The following is a 16,272-nucleotide window of genomic DNA, read 5'->3' on the forward strand; positions in this document are numbered from 1 at the left end:
GGGCCGCCCCGCTCAGTCGAGGCCGCCGAGCGCACGGATCCGGGCCCATTCGGCTTCGGTCACCGGCTGCACCGACAGGCGGGAATTGTTGACCAGCACCATGTCGGCCAGGGCCGGATCGGCCTTGATCGCCTCGAGCGTCACAGGGCGGGGCAGCGCCCGCACGGCCTTGACGTCGACCATGCCGAAGCGGCCGGTCTCGTCCGTGTGATCGGGATAGTAGGGGCGGATCACCGCCACGATGCCGACCACCGCCTTGCCCTCGTTCGAGTGGTAGAAGAAGCCTTGCTCGCCGACCTGCATGGCCATCAGCTGCTTCTTGGCGAGGTGGTTGCGCACGCCGTTCCAGTACGTGCCGGCCTCACCGGCCGCGACCTGCTGGTCCCACGACCAGGTCGCGGGCTCGGATTTGAACAGCCAGTACGCCATCGCTGAAGGTCCCGTGGACCGCCCGGCCGGGCGGCATGCCCCGCCATAGCCCAGCTTCGGCCTCCGGGAACAGGCCAGCGCCGCGTCCGTCGCGCTCGGCGCGCTCGGCGCACCGAGGGCCGACGCATGAGACGTCGTTAAAGATCAGTAAAATCTCGCTTATCGAGGGATGCTGTTGGCTGAATATTAAATTCTGGATGCCAAACGTGGCTTAAGAGCATCTCTTAATAATCTCCGGTTGCATACATGCTGTCACTGGTCGGCTGCTTCGCCGGAGAGCACAACTTCTGGCTGGTGGTCCTGGCGGCACTCGTCTGCACGCTGGCGAGTGCGACGGCGCTGGAACTCCTCATTCATGCCGGCCGGGCCGGAGGCCGCAACCGCTACATCTGGCTCACCGTGGCCGCCGCCGCCGGCGGGTCGGGGATCTGGGCGACGCATTTCCTGGCGATGCTCGCCTTCGAGCCCGGGCTGCCGTCGGGCTACGGCGTCGGGCTGACCCTCCTCTCCTACGTCGATGCCGTGGCGATCACCGGGCTCGGCTTCGCCCTGGCCACGACCGGCCGGAGGATCCAGGCGGCGCTCGGCGGCGCCGTGGTGGGGTGCGGCATCGCGGTGATGCACTATACCGGCATGGCCGCCTTTCAGGTGCCGGGACACCTTGTGTGGAATCCCGTCCCGGTCGTGATCTCGGTCGGGCTCGCAGCGGCGTTTGGCGCCGCCGCCCTGGTGGTCGGGCTGTCGGCCACCACGGTCCGGGGCCGGTTCGGCGGCGGCGCGCTGCTGATCCTGGCGATCTGCGGCCATCATTTCACCGGCATGGCGGCCGTGACCATCCTGCCGGACCCCACCGTGGAGATCCACGCGAGCGCCATCCGCACCGCCTGGCTCGCCGCCGCGGTGGCGGCGGCGAGCTTCCTGATCCTGCTGCTCGCCGGGGCTGCCCTGGTGCTCGACCTGCGGGACCGCAAGCGTGCCGAGTTCGAGCGCGAGCGGCTGCGCAGCCTCGCCAACGCGGCGGTGGAGGGTCTCGTCGTCTGCCGCGGCGGCGAGATCGTCAGCGCCAACGAGGCCTTCGCCCGGCTCGCCGGCACCGGGGCCCCCAACCTCGTGGGCACGAACCTGGCCCTGTACCTGCCGGGCGTCGCCGCCGGGGCCGGAACGGTCGACCAGCCCCTCGAGGCCGACCTCGTCCCGGCGAGCGGCGGCACGATCCCCGTGGAGGTGATCATGCGTCCCGTCGCCGAGTACGGGCGCCTGCCGCACCACGCCGTGGCGGTGCGCGACCTGCGCGCCCGGCGCCGGGCCGAGAGCGAGATCCATTACCTCGCCCACCACGACGCGCTCACGGGGCTGGCCAACCGCACGAGCTTCCACGCGCGGCTGGAGCGGGAGATCCGCGCCGCGGACGCCCAGGGCGGCCGCCTCGCCGTGTTGTGCCTGGACCTCGACCGCTTCAAGGAGGTCAACGACCTGTTCGGACACGCAGCCGGCGACGCGATGCTGCGCGATCTCGCCCTCCGGGCCGGCGGCCTCCTCGACGCGAAACAGCTGATGGCCCGGCTGGGCGGCGACGAGTTCGCCATCCTGACGCCGCAGGCGGAGGGGTCCGCCGAGCGGCTGGCCGAGCGGATCCTGTCCACCCTGGCCGCGGTGCCGGCCGCCTCCGGCCCGGTGATCGCCACCAGCATCGGCATCGCGGTCTATCCCGACGACGCCGCGGACCAGCGTGCGCTCCTGAGCCACGCCGACGCCGCCCTGTACCGGGCCAAGAACGAGGGCCGCGGCACCTTTCGGCGCTACGACGCCAGCATGGGTGCGCAGATCCGCGACCGGCGGCAGCTGGAGCACGACCTGCGCCACGCGGTGACCCGGGGGGAGCTGGAGCTCGTTTATCAGCCGCAGAGCGAGATCGGCACCGGCGCGGTGACGGGCTTCGAGGCGCTGCTGCGCTGGCGCCACCCCACCCGGGGCAGCATCCCCCCGGCCGTGTTCGTGCCGATCGCCGAGGAGACCGGGGCGATCCTGGAGATCGGGGCCTGGGTGCTGCGGGAGGCCTGCCGGGCGGCGGCCAGCTGGCCGAACCCTCTGGCGATCGCCGTCAACGTCTCGGCGGTGCAGCTCCACAACCCGCACTTCGTCCAGTTCGTCCACGGGACCCTGTTCGAAGCCGGCCTGAAGGCGGAACGCCTCGAGATCGAGATTACCGAGACCGCGCTGATCCGGGATCCGGCCCGGGCGCTCCTCACCCTGCGCCAGCTCAAGGCGCTCGGCGTGCAGATCGCCATGGACGATTTCGGCACCGGCTATTCCTCGCTGTCGAACCTGCGCGCCTTCCCGTTCGACCGGATCAAGATCGACGGCTCGTTCATCAAGGCGGTCCACAGCAACCCGCAGGGGGCCGCGATCGTGCGCTCCGTGCTGGGGCTGGGTCGGGGTCTGGGGCTCGCCGTGGTGGCGGAGGGCGTGGAGACCGCCGAGGAGCTGTCCTTCCTGGCGCAGGAGAACTGCACCCTCGCCCAGGGTTATCTGCTGGGCCGACCCGAGCCGATCGCGCGCTTTTCCACCCACACCCACGGCGCGGCGCCGGACCGGGCGGCCGCCGTGGCCTGAGGCGCATCGGGCCGGTCGCCTCATCTCGAAGAGGGGCGGCCCCGGCGCCGGCTCATCCCGGCGGAGGTGGTCGATGGCGGCCCCGCGGTCGGGCTGCCGACGCTGTCGCGGGTCCGATCCGCGATCCGGGGAGGCGCTCCGCGCAGCGCCCCCGGCCCCGTCGTCGACAGCCACGCGCCCAGAGGGCCGAGCCCCTGGGCGGCGGATCGGGGCGGAGCCGTGACGGATCACGCAGGGCCTGCCCCCAGCGCCCGCCAGAAACCCGGATGCGCGGTCCCGGGTCCGGGCGCCGGGCGCGTCGGCGGCCTCCGCCCCGGGGAGGACGCCCCGGGGAGGGCGCCCTCAGTCGGTCTCCCCGCGCAGCGGCCGGGCCAGCAGGCCGGCGATCACGTCGTCGACGCTGGCCGAGCCGGCCACGATGGCGGCGACGGCTTCCGCCACCGGCATCTCGAGACCCTTCGCGGCGGCGAGGCCCGCGAGGGCCGCGGCGGTGAAGGCCCCCTCGGCGAGCTTGCCGCCCGCGGCCTCGGCCGGGCTGGCGCCGGCGCCGAGCCGCTGGCCGAAGGCGAAGTTGCGCGATTGCGGCGAGGAGGCGGTGAGCACGAGGTCACCGAGCCCCGAGAGCCCCATCAGCGTCTCGGGCCGCCCGCCGAAGGCGCGGGCGAAGCGCATCAGTTCGGCGAAGGCCCGGGCGATCAGCGCCGCCCGGGCGCTCTCACCGAGGCCGCGCCCCACCACGATCCCGCAGGCGATGGCCAGCACGTTCTTGCCGGCGCCGCCGATCTCGACGCCCCGCACGTCGTCGGTGTGGTAGAGGCGGAAGCTCGGCCCGGACAGCAGGGCGCTCAAGCCGGCGGCGAGGCCGGCATCGGCCGCCGCCAGGGTCACGGCGGTGGGCAGGCCGCGGGCGACGTCGGCTGCGAAGCTCGGGCCGGACAGGACCGCCACGGGCACACCGGGGGGCAGGACCTGCTCGGCCACCGCGCTCATGAAACTGTCGCTGCCGCGCTCGATTCCCTTGGCGCAGAGGATCACCGGCCCGGCGCTGGCCAGGGGACCGCGCAGGGTTTCCAGCACGCCGCGCATGGTCTGGGCGGGCACGACCACGAGCGTCGCCCGGGCGCCCGCGAGGGCGTCGGCATCGGCCGTCGCGCGGATCGCGGGATGCAGCGGCACGCCCGGCAGGTAGCGCGGATTCTCCCGCTGGGCCTGGAGGGCGGCCGCGGCCTGCGCATCGCGCAGCCAGAGGGTGACGGGATGGCCGGCCCCGGCGGCGGCGTTGGCCAGCGCCGTGCCCCAGGCCCCGCCGCCGACGACGTTGATCGGGGTCTCCGCGCTCATGCCGCTTCCTCCCTGTCCGCGCAGTCCAGCCGGTAGAGCACGTGCGCGCGCAGCGGCCCCTCCGGCACCGCCGGATGCGGGAATGTCCCGGCCGGCCTCAGGCCGAGGCGCTCCATCACGGCCCGGGAGCGGTCGTTGCCGACCGCCGTGAAGGCCACGACGCTCCGGATCCTGCAGCGCCCGGCGAGATCGGCGAGGGCGAGCCGCGCAGCCCGGGTGGCGAAGCCGTGGCCCCAGGCCTCGCGTGCGAGGCGCCAGGCCAGTTCGACCGTCGTTCCGGGCCGGTCGCCCCCCGGGAAGGGCAGGGGTCGCAGGATCCGCATCGGGCCGGCGAAGCCGATGAACCGGCCCGCATGCTCCAGGGCCCAGGGGCCGAACCCGTCCGCCACGAAGCGGCGGTCGCAGAGGCCGGCCTCGGCGGCGCTCTCCGCCTCGGTCCGGGGCCGCGGGAAATGAGCCATCACCGCCGGATCGGCGTTGAGCGCCGCGAAGGGCGCCGTATCCTCCGGCCGCCAGCGGCGGAGGGTCAGGTCGCCGTCCCGGAGGGCCTCCGGCACCGGGGCGGCGGCGATCTTGCCGCGCCAGGCCAGGGAGCGGCGGTTCAGGAGCGCGAGGTCCGCACGGCCGGCGAGCACCGCCTCGCCCAGCGCGATCGCGATCTCGAGCTGACCGAGCGGCATGGTGGCATAGGCGGGCGGGCGGGTATGGTCGCGCCAGGGGCCGCCGCAGGCATTGTCCAGGAGGATACGGGCGAAGCAATGGTCGAGCCGCACCGGCCAGTCCGGACGGACGGCTTCGGGCAGGCGGCGCTCCACCAGATCCCGCCAATGCGTGCGCCGGTCCGCCGGGTTCATCCGGCCGGCACCGCCGCCCGGGCCGCCAGCGGCCAGCGGGGCCGCGCCGGGGCCGTGAGGTCGTCCACCAGCCCGAGGCGCAGGCGCTCCAGCCCGGCCCAGGCGATCATCGCGCCGTTGTCGCCGCAGAGCGGCAGGGGCGGCGCCACGAAGCTCAGGCCCGCCTCGCCGGCCAGGGCGGCCAGCGCCCGCCGGATGGCACCGTTGGCCGCCACGCCCCCCGCCGCCACCAGGGCGGTGGGCCGTCCGGCCACGTCCGAGAAGGCGCGCAGGGCGACCCGGGCGCGGTCCACCACCACGTCGACCACGGCGGCCTGGAAGCTCGCGCAGAGATCGGCGACGTCGCGCTCGGCCAGCGGGGCGATGCGCTCGGCCTCGATCCGCACGGCGGTCTTGAGGCCCGAGAGGGAGAAGTCGGCCTCGCGGCGGCCGAGCATCGGCCGGGGCAGGGCGAAGCGCTCGGGATCGCCGGCCTCGGCCATGCGCTCGACCGCGGGACCACCGGGATAGCCGAGGCCGAGGAGCTTGGCGACCTTGTCGAAAGCCTCGCCGATGGCGTCGTCGACGGTCGAGCCGAGCCGCACGTAGTCGCCGACGCCGCGCACGGCGACGAGCTGGGTGTGGCCGCCCGAGACCAGGAGCAGCAGGTACGGGAAGGCGACGCCGTCGGTGAGCCGCGCCGTGAGCGCGTGGGCTTCCAGATGGTTGACGGCGAGCAGGGGCTTGCGGGTCACGAGCGCCAGGGTCTTGGCGGTGACGAGGCCGACCAGCACGCCGCCGATCAGCCCGGGGCCGGCGGCCACCGCGATGCCGTCGAGGTCCCGGAAGCCGGTCCCGGCCCGGTCGAGGGCACGGGCGATCAGCCGGTCGAGCACCTCCACGTGGGCGCGGGCGGCGATCTCCGGCACGACGCCGCCATAGGCCGCGTGCTCGGCGATCTGGCTCAGGACCTCGTTGGCGCGGATCTGGCCGACACCATCCTCGTCGACCGACACCACGGCGGCGGCGGTCTCATCGCAGGTGGTCTCGATGCCGAGCACGGTCTTCTGCACGGGTTGAACTCCTCCGATCCGGACCGCATCCTATCCGCCGGCGGTCACGGCGCGAAAGCGGAGCATGGTCTCAGCCGTCCGTCCCATCCGCCTCCTGCGGTGCCGGAGCGCAGGGCAGGCCTCGGGATGAGGGGATGGCGCGAGGACGCCCTCAGTCGACGGCGACCATGACGTCGGAAGCCTTGATCACCGCGTAGGCGGGACCGCCGGCGACGAGCTTGAGGGATTCGACGGCCTCGTTGGTGATCGAAGCGGTGACCACTTGGCCGGGGCTGATCTCGATCTTCACGTGGGAGGTGGTCGCCCCCTTGTCCACGGAGAGGACCGTACCCTTGAGAACGTTGCGCGCGCTGATCTTCATGGTCTGCTGCCTCGCTCCATAAGCCGCACCGGAACAGGTCGCGTCGGGCGGCCTCGGGCAGGTCTCCTACAGCATGGCGGGGTCCCGCGCGACCGCCTCAGCGCGGATCGGCCTCAGGCTCGCCGGCCTCGTCCTCGGGGACCGGCGCGGCTCCCCAGGCGGCCAGCGCGGCGTTGAGATCGTCGAGGACGAAGTGCCGGGCGCTGTCCCGGTCGTATCCGTCGGCCAGGAGGTCGTCGTAATCGGTGAAGACGTGGCGCGCGTACGTGATGAGGGCGAGGCGTGCCGCGGTCTCCGGGGCGGCCCGGCGCAGGCCCGGGCTGGCCAGCGCCCGGTCGAGGGCGGCCTCCGCCTCGAAATCCGGGAGGCGCGGGGCAAGCCGGGCCAGCGCCGCGGCGACGGCGTCCCGGCGATTCAGCGGCGGCGATCCAACGCTCATCGCAGGCCTGCCGACGGCATGATTTTAACGGAGCGATCGGGTAGGATCGGCCTCAGATGAGGCGGGGCCTGCACGGGATCCTCCGCCGGGGAGATCAGGTCCATGGCAATTCTTCGTCCCGCGCTGCTTCTCGGCCTCTTCCTCGGGGCGGCGCCGGCGCTGGCCCAGGGCCCGGCTCCGGGCATGAATCCGGGCACCAATCCGGGCTCTGCCGCGTCCCCGGCCACGGCGGGTTCCCAGGTCAGCGGCCGCCGGACCACGGCCACCGGCCAGACCAAACCCCCGGGCGGCACCGCAGCCACCGGATTGCCGCAGCCCGTGAACCAGGCCGAGATGATCAAGGCTCAGAAGGCCGCCGAAGCCCGCTCGAAGGCCTGGGACAGCAAGATGCGCCACACGATGGGCTCGATCTGCCAGGGCTGCTGAGGCCCGGGCGGTCGTCCCGGACGCCGGAGGCCCTCGTCCGGGACGAGGGTCCGGAAACGCGAAGGGGCCGCCCGAACGGGCAGCCCCTCCTCGGTCGCCGGGGCGACGGGATCAGCGGGAGTAGAACTCGATGACGAGGTTCGGCTCCATCTGCACCGGGTAGGGCACCTCGGACAGGCTGGGAATGCGGGTGACGCGGGCGGTCATCTTGGCGTGGTCGGCCTCGATGTAGTCCGGCACGTCACGCTCGGAGAGCTGGGTCGCCACGATGACGATCTCGAGCTGGCGGGAGGACTCCTTGACCTCGATGAGGTCGCCGGCCTTCACCTGATAGCTCGGGATGTTGACGCGGACGCCGTTCACCTTGACGTGCCCGTGGTTGACGAACTGGCGCGCGGCGAACGGGGTCGCGACGAACTTCGCCCGGTAGACCACGGCGTCGAGGCGGCGCTCGAGCAGGCCGACGAGGTTCTCGCCGGAATCGCCGCGCAGGCGGATCGCCTCGGCGTAGTAGCGGCGGAACTGCTTCTCGGTGATGTTGCCGTAATAGCCCTTGAGCTTCTGCTTGGCGCGCAGCTGCGTGCCGAAGTCGCTCATCTTGCCCTTGCGGCGCTGGCCGTGCTGGCCGGGGCCGTATTCGCGGCGGTTGACGGGGCTCTTCGGGCGGCCCCAGATGTTCTGGCCCATGCGGCGGTCGAGCTTGTGCTTGGCCTGAATCCGCTTCGACATATCTTCCGCGTCCTCTCGTGACGAGAATGAGGAACGCGCCCTCCTTTTCCCGGCCCTTCGCGGTCCGGGACGACAGGGCGGGAGGATCCCGCCCACGGGTGCGCGTGAAAACGCGACGGGGCCCCGTGCGGAGCCCCATCGACGGCGGGTCTTTAGGGGACGGACGCGCCGCGGTCAACCGTGAGAGGTCAGATGGACGAGTCAGTCGTGGTCCGGCGCGGCGCGGCCGCGGACGCGGAGGCGATCCGGGCGCTGGTGGAGGCGGCCTACACCAAATGGATCCCGGTGATCGGGCGCCTGCCGATTCCCATGCAGGCGGATTACGCGCAGGCTTTGCGGGACCACCGCTTCGACCTGCTGCGGACCGGTCCGGATCTCGCCGGCCTGATCGAGACGCGGGCCGAGGCCGATCACCTCTTGGTCGTCAACGTCGCGGTGCACCCGGCCTTCCAGGGCCGGGGCTTCGGCAGCCGGCTGATGGGACGGGCCGACGCCGTCGCGGCCGAGGCCGGGCTCGCGCGGCTGCGCCTCTACACCAACAAGAAGTACACGGCGAACCTGCGCCTCTACGGGGCGCTCGGCTACCGGGTGGAGCGGGAGGAGCTCTACGACGGACCGGGCCGGACCCGCGACGACGACGTCACCGTGCACATGGTGAAGGACTTGGTTTGAGGCATCGGCGCCGGCCTTACCGTCATCGCGAGCGCAGCGAAGCGACCCAGGGTGGCGCGCCGCCGTAGAGCGTGGCGCCTCTGGATTGCTTCGCGGCGCTCGCAAAGACGAGGCGTCTCCCGGCTCCCCTCAGGTCACCACGCTCGGCTCAGGCCGTCCGGTGCGCGGCTCGATCTCGGCGATCGCGCGGGCCGCTGCCGCCACCGGGGCCAGGACCTCGGCAACGGCCAAGTCGAGGCGGTCCGGTGCGTTCTCGTAGCGCTCCAGGTAGACCCGCAGCGTCGCCCCGGCGGTGCCGGTGCCGGAGAGCCGGAACACCGCCCGCGCATCCTCGGCGAAGCCGATCCGGATGCCCTGGCGCTCGGTGAGCGAGCCGTCCACCGGATCGCGGTAGGCGAACTCGTCGGCCGTCGAGACCGTGAGGTCGCCGATCCGCGTGCCCGGCAGACCGGCGAGTTTCTCGCGGAGCGCGTCCATCAGACCGTTGGCGGCGTCCGAATCCACCTCCTCGTAGTCGTGGCGGGCGTAGTAGTCGCGCCCGTAGGTGCGCCAGTGCGCCCGCACCAGCGCGTCGGCCCGCTCGCCCGTGGCGGCGAGGATGTTGAGCCAGAGCAGCACCGCCCAGAGCCCATCCTTCTCGCGCACGTGGTTCGAGCCGGTGCCGGCGCTCTCCTCTCCGCACAGGGTGATGAGGCCCGCGTCGAGGAGATTGCCAAAAAACTTCCAGCCGGTGGGCGTCTCGTAGGCCTTGATGCCCAGCGCGGCCGCGACCCGGTCGGCGGCGCGGCTCGTGGGCATGGAGCGCGCGACACCGGCTAGCCCGCCCGCGTAGCCCGGCGCCCGGTGGGCGTGGGCGGCGAGCAGGGCGAGGCTGTCGCTCGGCGTCACGAACAGGCCCGGGGCCACGATCATGTTGCGGTCGCCGTCGCCGTCCGAGGCGGCGCCGAAATCCGGCGCGTCCGGCCCCTGCATCAGGTCGAACAGGTCGTGGCAATGGACCGGGTTCGGATCCGGGTGGTGACCGCCGAAATCCTCTTTCGGGACCGCGTTGACCACCGTGCCCGCGGGGGCGCCGAGCATCCCTTCCAGGATCGCCGTCGCGTAGGGGCCGGTCACCGCGCTCATGGCGTCGAAGCGCATGCGGAAGCCGGAGGCGAACAGGCGCGCCACCGCGTCGAAGTCGATGAGCGTACGCATCAGCGCGGCGTAGTCGGCCACCGGGTCGATGACCGTCACCGTCATGGCGCCGAGGCGGGTGTCGCCCAGAGTGTCGAGGTCGAGGTCCGGGGCCTCCACGAGGCGGTATTCCGTGATCGCCTTCGCCCGCTCGAAGATCGCGTTCGTCAGCGTCTCGGGCGCCGGGCCGCCATTGGCGGCGTTGAACTTGATGCCGAAATCGCCGTCCGGCCCGCCCGGGTTGTGGCTCGCCGAGAGCACGATGCCGCCGAGCGCCTTGGCCTTCCGGATGACGCAGGAGGCAGCCGGCGTCGAGAGCAGGCCGCCCTGACCGACGAGGACCCGGCCGAAGCCGTTGCCGGCGGCGAGGCGCAGCGTCTTCTGCACCACCTCGCGGTTGAGGAACCGGCCGTCGCCGCCCAGCACGAGGGTCGCGCCCGCCTTGTCGGGCAGGGTGTCGAAGATCGCCTGGACGAAGTTCTCGACGTAGTTCGGCTGCCGGAACACCGGCACCTTCTTGCGCAGGCCGGAGGTGCCCGGCTTCTGGTCGGGGAAGGGCGTGGTCGCGACGGTGGTCGGAGTCGTCATAAGCGGGCGTCTCCCGGAATCTCCCGCCTCAATGCCCGTCCGGGAGCTTGGCGTCACCAGCCCCGGCGACAGGGGCGGGCTTTTTTCACGCGGTTTCGCCGGATCGGGCGACGGAACCCGCCGCCTGTCCGCCGCCGGCCGGTCCGGAGCGTTGCGCCCGCCGCCGCCCGCCGGTTGAATCGCCCGAGCCGCCAGACAAGGCGGACGGGAGGAGACATCATGGCGGACAGACCAATGCGGACGGACCCGGACGCGGCCCGGCCCGGCCGGGGCTTGGCCCGGCGCGAGCTGGTCGGGGCGCTCGCCGCCGGGGCGGCGGTCGCGGCCTCGGCGGCCCAAGCCGTCGCGGCGCCTGTCGTCGCGGCTCCGGCGGCCCAGCTGACGACGGACGAGTTCCGCCTGCCCTGGAGCGAGCCGGGGGTCGAGATCTACGTGCGCAACAAGCGGCCCGCGGGAACCGAGCGGTTCCCGGGCGACCGGATCCTGCTCTACGTGCACGGCTCCACCTACCCGTCCTCCACCGCCTTCGACCTGCCGCTCGGGGGGATGTCGGCCATGGACTACCTCGCGGGCCTCGGCTTCGACGTCTACTGCGTGGACCTGCCGGGCTACGGCCTGTCCGGACGCCCGGCCGCCATGGACGCGCCGCCCGCCGACAATCCGCCGCTCATGCGGACGCCGGACGCCGCCAAGGTGGTGGGGCAGGTCGTCGACTTCATCCGGAAGCGGCGCAACGTCGAGAAGATCGACCTGATGGGCTGGTCCTGGGGGACCTCCACCATGGGGCTCTACACCAGCACCCACAACGACGCGGTCAACCGCCTCGTCCTCTACGCGCCGCAATGGCTGGCGCGCACGCCCGGCCTGATCGGCGGCGGCGGCACGGTGGGGGCCTATCGCACCGTCAGCCGGGACAGCGCCCGGGCGCGCTGGCTGACCGGCGTCCCCGAGGACAAGAAGGCCGACCTGATCCCGGCGGGCTGGTTCGACCAATGGGCCGACGCGACCTTCGCCACCGACCCGGTCGGGGCGAAGCGATCGCCGCCGGTCCTGCGCGCGCCGAACGGCACGGTCGCCGACAAGGATGCCTACTGGGCGGCGGGGAAGCCGCTCTACGATCCGGGCGAGATCCGCGTGCCCGTGCTGATCATCCACGCCGAGTGGGACGCCGACCTGCCGAGCTACCAGGCGCAGGAATACTTCACCAAGCTCACCCATGCCCCCTACAAGCGCTTCGTCGAGCTGGGGGAGGGCACCCATACGGTGATGATGGAGAAGAACCGCATGCAGTTCCTCCACGCGGTCGGGGCCTTCCTCACGGAGGCGGACCCGCAGGCGCTGAACTGAGCGGCGAGCCCCGGGGGCCGGCCGATCCCATAGCACCGCCCCATCCTGAGGTGCGCGCGTCAGCGGGCGCCGCAGGGGGGCTCCAGGGATCGCGCGGCCGGATGGAGGCCTCCTTCGAGGCCTCCGCTTCGCTCCGGCACCTCAGGACGAGGGGGCGCCAGGGCATGGGGCGAGGCGGCCGGTCCGGCCGCCTCGGGAAGCCTCCTACTCCGCCGCCTGCCGCGCCGCGTAGCCCAGCCGCTCGTTCAGCGCGCGGATCAGCTTGGCGGCCGCCTCGGCGATCACCGTGCCGGGCGGGAAGATCGCCGCCGCGCCGGCGGCCGTCAGCGCCTCGTAGTCGCCCGGCGGGATGACGCCGCCGATGGCGATCATCACGTCGTCCCGGCCCTGCTCGGTCAGTGCCGCCTTCAGCTCCGGCACCAGGGTCAGGTGGCCGGCGGCCAGGGACGAGACGCCGACGATGTGGACGTCGTTCTCCACCGCCTGCCGGGCGGCCTCCGTCGGTGTGGCGAAGAGCGGCCCGATATCCACGTCGAAGCCGAGGTCGGCGAAAGCCGAGGCGATCACCTTCTGGCCGCGGTCGTGCCCGTCCTGGCCCATCTTGGCGACCAGGATGCGCGGCCGGCGGCCGTCATTCTCCTCGAACGCCTCGACCAGCGCCCGGACTTCCTCGACCACAGGCGACATGCCCCCCACCTCGCGCTTGTAGACGCCGGAGATCGAGCGGATCTCGGCGCGGTGCCGGCCCCAGGCCTTCTCCAGGGCCTCGGAAATCTCCCCCACCGTCGCCTTGGCGCGGGCGGCCTCGACGGCGAGCTCCAGCAGATTCTCGGTGCCGTCGGCGGCCTTCGTGAGGGCCTCCAGCCGGGCCGTCACCGCCGCCTCGTCGCGCTCGGCGCGCAGGCGCTTGAGCTTGTCGATCTGGAGCCGGCGGACATTGCCGTTGTCGACCCGCAGCAGGTCGATGGCCATGTCGTCGTCGGCCCGGAACTTGTTCACGCCGACGATGGTCTGCCGGCCGGAATCGATCCGGGCCTGGGCCCGGGCGGCAGCCTCCTCGATGCGGAGCTTCGGGATCCCGGCCTCGATCGCCTTGGCCATGCCGCCGAGGCCGTCGACCTCGCGGATGTGCTCCCAGGCCCGGGCCACCATGTCGGCCGTGAGCTTCTCCACATAGTAGGAGCCGCCCCAGGGATCGACGATCCGGGTGGTGCCGCTCTCCTGCTGCAGGAACAGCTGCGTGTTCCGGGCGATCCGCGCCGAGAAGTCGGTGGGCAGCGCCAACGCCTCGTCCAGCGCGTTGGTGTGGAGCGACTGCGTGCCGCCCTGCGTCGCCGCCATCGCCTCGATGTTGGTGCGGGTGACGTTGTTGAACACGTCCTGCGCGGTGAGCGACCAGCCGCTCGTCTGCGAATGGGTGCGCAGGGCCAGGGATTTCTCCGATTTCGGATCGAACCCCTTCACGAGCTTCGCCCAGATCAGGCGCGCGGCCCGCATCTTGGCGACCTCCATGAAGAAGTTGGTCGAGATCGCCCAGAAGAACGACAGGCGCGGGGCGAACTGGTCGATGGTCAGCCCGGCGGCGAGGCCCGCCTTGATGTACTCGACGCCGTCGGCGAGCGTGTAGGCGAGCTCCAGGTCGTTCGTCGCCCCGGCCTCCTGCATGTGATAGCCGGAGATCGAGATCGAGTTGAACTTCGGCATGTTCTTCGACGTGTAGGCGAAGATGTCCGAGATGATCCGCATCGATCCCTTGGGGGGATAGATGTAGGTGTTGCGGACCATGAACTCCTTGAGGATGTCGTTCTGGATCGTGCCGGCGAGCTTCTGCGGCGGCACGCCCTGCTCCTCCGCGGCGACGATGTAGAGCGCGAGGATCGGCAGCACCGCGCCGTTCATCGTCATCGACACGGTCATCTCGTCGAGGGGAATCCCCGAGAACAGCGTGCGCATGTCGTAGATCGAGTCGATCGCCACGCCCGCCATGCCGACATCGCCGGAGACCCGGGGATGGTCGGAATCGTAGCCGCGGTGGGTGGCGAGGTCGAAGGCGACCGACAGGCCCTTCTGCCCGGCCGCGAGGTTGCGGCGGTAGAAGGCGTTCGAATCCTCGGCCGTGGAGAAGCCGGCGTACTGCCGGATCGTCCAGGGCTGAGTGACGTACATGGTCGGGTAGGGGCCGCGCAGGAACGGCGCGATCCCCGGATAGGTGTCGAGGAACTCGAGGCCCTCCCGGTCCTCCGGTCCGTACCGGCCCTTCACCGGGATGCCCTCCGGCGTCATCCAGGGCTCGCCCAGCGCCGGCGCCGCGACCACGAGCGATTCGCCGGCCAGCGGGATTTCGGCGAAGTTCGGGATGCGGGAGGTCATGGCGTTGACTCGTTATGGCGTTTGTCACGCCATTATAGACACGCGCTTGACGCGGGCTACTCCCCCGCAGGTCCAGGACCGCGTCCGCCCCGCAGGACGTAGACAACCGCGGCCGCCAGCATCAGCGCCATCCCGTACCACGTGATCGCGTAGACGAGGTGGTTGTTGGGGAAGGCGATCACCGTCAGGCCGCCCACCGGCAGCCCGCCGGGATTGGGCGTCGCGTCCGCATCCACGAAGTAGGGGGCGACGTCGGTCAGGCCGCGCGCCGCCGCGATGGCGGCCACGTCGCGGGAATACCAGCGGTCGTCCTTGGGATCGTTCGAGCGCAGGAACGCGCCCCCGGGCTCGGTCAGCCGCAGGAGGCCGGTCACCGTGGTCTCCCCCGCGACCTGCCCGGCCGCCCGGGTCGCCGGATCCCGCCGGTCGCCGGGCACGAAGCCGCGATTGACCAGCACGAGGCTGCCGTCCGGACGCCGCAGGGGCGTCAGCACCCAGAATCCGCCGCCGCGCTCGGTGACGGCCTGAACCAGGGTCTCGCGATCGTGCAGGAAGGTGCCCGCGAGCCGGACGTGCCGGTAGGCGTCGTCGGGGCCGACGCGCGGCCATGCGGCGGAGTCGGGGGCCGGCACCGGCGGGGCATGGACCCGGGCATCGACCCGGGCGATCAGGTCGAGCTTCCAGGCCCGCCGCTCCACCTGCCACGTGCCGAGCCCGAGCAGGACGATGAAGACGAGGCCGGCGCCGACGCCGAACACGACGCGCCGCCACAACGCAATCGGGGCCGGGGAGGGGCTTAAGCCCCTCCCCGGCCCCGCGGGTCTCATCTGCGGACGCGCGCTCAGCGGGCGTTGTTCATGACGTCGTGGGCATCCATCGGCATCATGTTGTGGTTGAGGTGGTACATGACCCACACCGAGCCGGCGAGCATGATCACCACCAGCGTGATGGTGAAGATCAGCGCCATGAAGGTCCAGCCGCCCTCCGACTTCGTGCTCATGTGCAGGAAGTAGATGACGTGCACGACCATCTGGACGCCGCCGAGCGCCAGGATGACCAGGGTGGTGACGAGGCTGTTGTCGAGGACGTTGCCCATCACCAGCCAGAACGGGATCACCGTCAGGATCACCGACAGGACGAAGCCCGTCATGTAGCTCTGGAAGCTGCCGTGCCCGCCCTCGCTGTGGGCGTGCGCATCGTGCGTGTCCTGGCCGTGGCCGGTGAGGCGGTGTGCGTCGGCGCTCATTCGAGCACTCCCATCAGGTAGACGACGGTGAAGACGCCGATCCAGATCAGGTCGAGGAAGTGCCAGAACATCGACAGGCACATCAGCCGGCGCTTGTTCTCGACGATCAGGCCGCGCTTGCTGACCTGCACCATCAGCACGACGAGCCACAGGATGCCCATGGAGACGTGCAGGCCGTGGGTCCCGACCAGGGTGTAGAACGACGACAGGAACGCGCTGCGCCAGGGCGGCGCGCCCTCGTGGAACAGGTGGACGAATTCCCGGATCTCCAGGGCCACGAAGGCCACGCCGAACAGGCCGGTGATGGCGAGCCAGATCTGCGTCTGCTTCACCCGGTCCCGGTCCATCTCCAGCATGGCGAAGCCGTAGGTGATGGACGAGAACAGCAGCATGGCGGTGTTCACCGCGATGCCGGGCAGGTCGAACAGCTCCTTCGGGGTGGGGCCGGCCGCGAAGCTGCGCCCGAGCACCCCGTAGGTCGCGAACAGGGTCGCGAAGATGAGGCAGTCGCTCATCAGGTAGAGCCAGAACCCGAGCATGGTCGAGCCCTCGGAATGATGGCCCTCCTCGTCGGTCTGGTAGAAGACCGGCGCCGCGGCGCCGGGGGGTGCAGTCTCCGCGTGCATCAT

16 protein-coding genes are annotated in these 16,272 nt (G+C 71.8%); 4 read left to right on the forward strand and 12 right to left on the reverse strand.

Translation table 11 applies throughout. The features are described from left to right. Positions 1-12: 12 nt before the first annotated feature. Positions 13-429, reverse strand: coding sequence for an EVE domain-containing protein (locus PQI07_RS23075; protein ID WP_053608268.1), 417 nt, complete (start codon positions 427-429; stop codon positions 13-15). Between the two features lie 246 nt (positions 430-675). Between PQI07_RS23075 and PQI07_RS23080 the strand changes: the two genes are divergently transcribed. Then, positions 676-3,042: a bifunctional diguanylate cyclase/phosphodiesterase gene (locus PQI07_RS23080; protein ID WP_274927502.1), complete on the forward strand. Its 2,367-nt coding sequence runs from the start codon at positions 676-678 to the stop codon at positions 3,040-3,042. 342 nt (positions 3,043-3,384) lie between these two features. Here PQI07_RS23080 and PQI07_RS23085 read toward each other — a convergent pair whose 3' ends face one another. From PQI07_RS23085 to PQI07_RS23105, 5 genes are all read right to left on the reverse strand, one after another. After that, on the reverse strand, positions 3,385-4,383 hold the full coding sequence (locus tag PQI07_RS23085; RefSeq protein WP_043350600.1) for an NAD(P)H-dependent glycerol-3-phosphate dehydrogenase: 999 nt from the start codon (positions 4,381-4,383) through the stop codon (positions 3,385-3,387). Then, a complete protein-coding gene (locus PQI07_RS23090; RefSeq protein ID WP_043756909.1) occupies positions 4,380-5,237 on the reverse strand; it encodes a GNAT family N-acetyltransferase in 858 nt (285 codons plus the stop codon). The genes PQI07_RS23085 and PQI07_RS23090 overlap by 4 nt, the downstream gene beginning before the upstream one ends. Continuing rightward, positions 5,234-6,289 (reverse strand): tRNA (adenosine(37)-N6)-threonylcarbamoyltransferase complex transferase subunit TsaD, encoded by a 1,056-nt coding sequence (gene tsaD, locus PQI07_RS23095; RefSeq protein WP_043350596.1) that lies wholly within the window; start codon positions 6,287-6,289, stop codon positions 5,234-5,236. The genes PQI07_RS23090 and tsaD overlap by 4 nt, the downstream gene beginning before the upstream one ends. 151 nt (positions 6,290-6,440) lie before the next feature. Then, positions 6,441-6,650, reverse strand: coding sequence for a TOBE domain-containing protein (locus PQI07_RS23100; RefSeq protein ID WP_043350594.1), 210 nt, complete (start codon positions 6,648-6,650; stop codon positions 6,441-6,443). 97 nt (positions 6,651-6,747) lie between these two features. Then, positions 6,748-7,089, reverse strand: coding sequence for a DUF2293 domain-containing protein (locus tag PQI07_RS23105; protein WP_043756906.1), 342 nt, complete (start codon positions 7,087-7,089; stop codon positions 6,748-6,750). Between the two features lie 102 nt (positions 7,090-7,191). Between PQI07_RS23105 and PQI07_RS23110 the strand changes: the two genes are divergently transcribed. Beyond that, entirely contained in the window at positions 7,192-7,515 is a 324-nt protein-coding gene (locus tag PQI07_RS23110; RefSeq protein ID WP_043379541.1) for a hypothetical protein, read from the forward strand. Positions 7,516-7,626: 111 nt separating this feature from the next. Here the strand turns inward: PQI07_RS23110 and rpsD are convergent, their stop codons facing one another. Next, positions 7,627-8,244, reverse strand: a complete 618-nt coding sequence (gene rpsD, locus PQI07_RS23115) for a 30S ribosomal protein S4 (RefSeq protein WP_010686187.1) — start codon at positions 8,242-8,244, stop codon at positions 7,627-7,629. Positions 8,245-8,436: 192 nt separating this feature from the next. On the opposite strand from rpsD, the gene PQI07_RS23120 reads away from it, so the two are divergent. Further along, entirely contained in the window at positions 8,437-8,916 is a 480-nt protein-coding gene (locus PQI07_RS23120) for a GNAT family N-acetyltransferase (RefSeq protein ID WP_043354689.1), read from the forward strand. Between the two features lie 129 nt (positions 8,917-9,045). On the opposite strand, the gene PQI07_RS23125 is transcribed toward PQI07_RS23120, so the two are convergent. Beyond that, on the reverse strand, positions 9,046-10,680 hold the full coding sequence (locus PQI07_RS23125; protein ID WP_075380093.1) for an alpha-D-glucose phosphate-specific phosphoglucomutase: 1,635 nt from the start codon (positions 10,678-10,680) through the stop codon (positions 9,046-9,048). 219 nt (positions 10,681-10,899) lie between these two features. Here PQI07_RS23125 and PQI07_RS23130 point away from each other — a divergent pair, with 219 nt between their 5' ends. Then, the gene (locus tag PQI07_RS23130) at positions 10,900-12,027 is read left to right on the forward strand and encodes an alpha/beta hydrolase (protein WP_274927503.1); all 1,128 of its coding nucleotides are present in this window, start codon (positions 10,900-10,902) and stop codon (positions 12,025-12,027) included. A 204-nt stretch (positions 12,028-12,231) separates the two neighbouring features. Here PQI07_RS23130 and scpA read toward each other — a convergent pair whose 3' ends face one another. Genes scpA through cyoC form a run of 4 tightly spaced genes read right to left on the reverse strand, consistent with a single transcriptional unit; the run spans position 12,232 to position 16,272 of the window. Beyond that, positions 12,232-14,397, reverse strand: coding sequence for a methylmalonyl-CoA mutase (scpA, locus tag PQI07_RS23135; RefSeq protein ID WP_274927504.1), 2,166 nt, complete (start codon positions 14,395-14,397; stop codon positions 12,232-12,234). Between the two features lie 56 nt (positions 14,398-14,453). Then, positions 14,454-15,224, reverse strand: coding sequence for an SURF1 family protein (locus tag PQI07_RS23140; protein ID WP_274927505.1), 771 nt, complete (start codon positions 15,222-15,224; stop codon positions 14,454-14,456). Between the two features lie 14 nt (positions 15,225-15,238). Beyond that, on the reverse strand, positions 15,239-15,643 hold the full coding sequence (gene cyoD / locus PQI07_RS23145; protein ID WP_043379552.1) for a cytochrome o ubiquinol oxidase subunit IV: 405 nt from the start codon (positions 15,641-15,643) through the stop codon (positions 15,239-15,241). Further along, a complete protein-coding gene (gene cyoC, locus PQI07_RS23150; protein WP_043379554.1) occupies positions 15,640-16,272 on the reverse strand; it encodes a cytochrome o ubiquinol oxidase subunit III in 633 nt (210 codons plus the stop codon). The genes cyoD and cyoC overlap by 4 nt, the downstream gene beginning before the upstream one ends.

The organism is Methylobacterium sp. 092160098-2, from assembly GCF_028920805.1.
In the GTDB taxonomy this organism is placed as follows: domain Bacteria; phylum Pseudomonadota; class Alphaproteobacteria; order Rhizobiales; family Beijerinckiaceae; genus Methylobacterium; species Methylobacterium fujisawaense.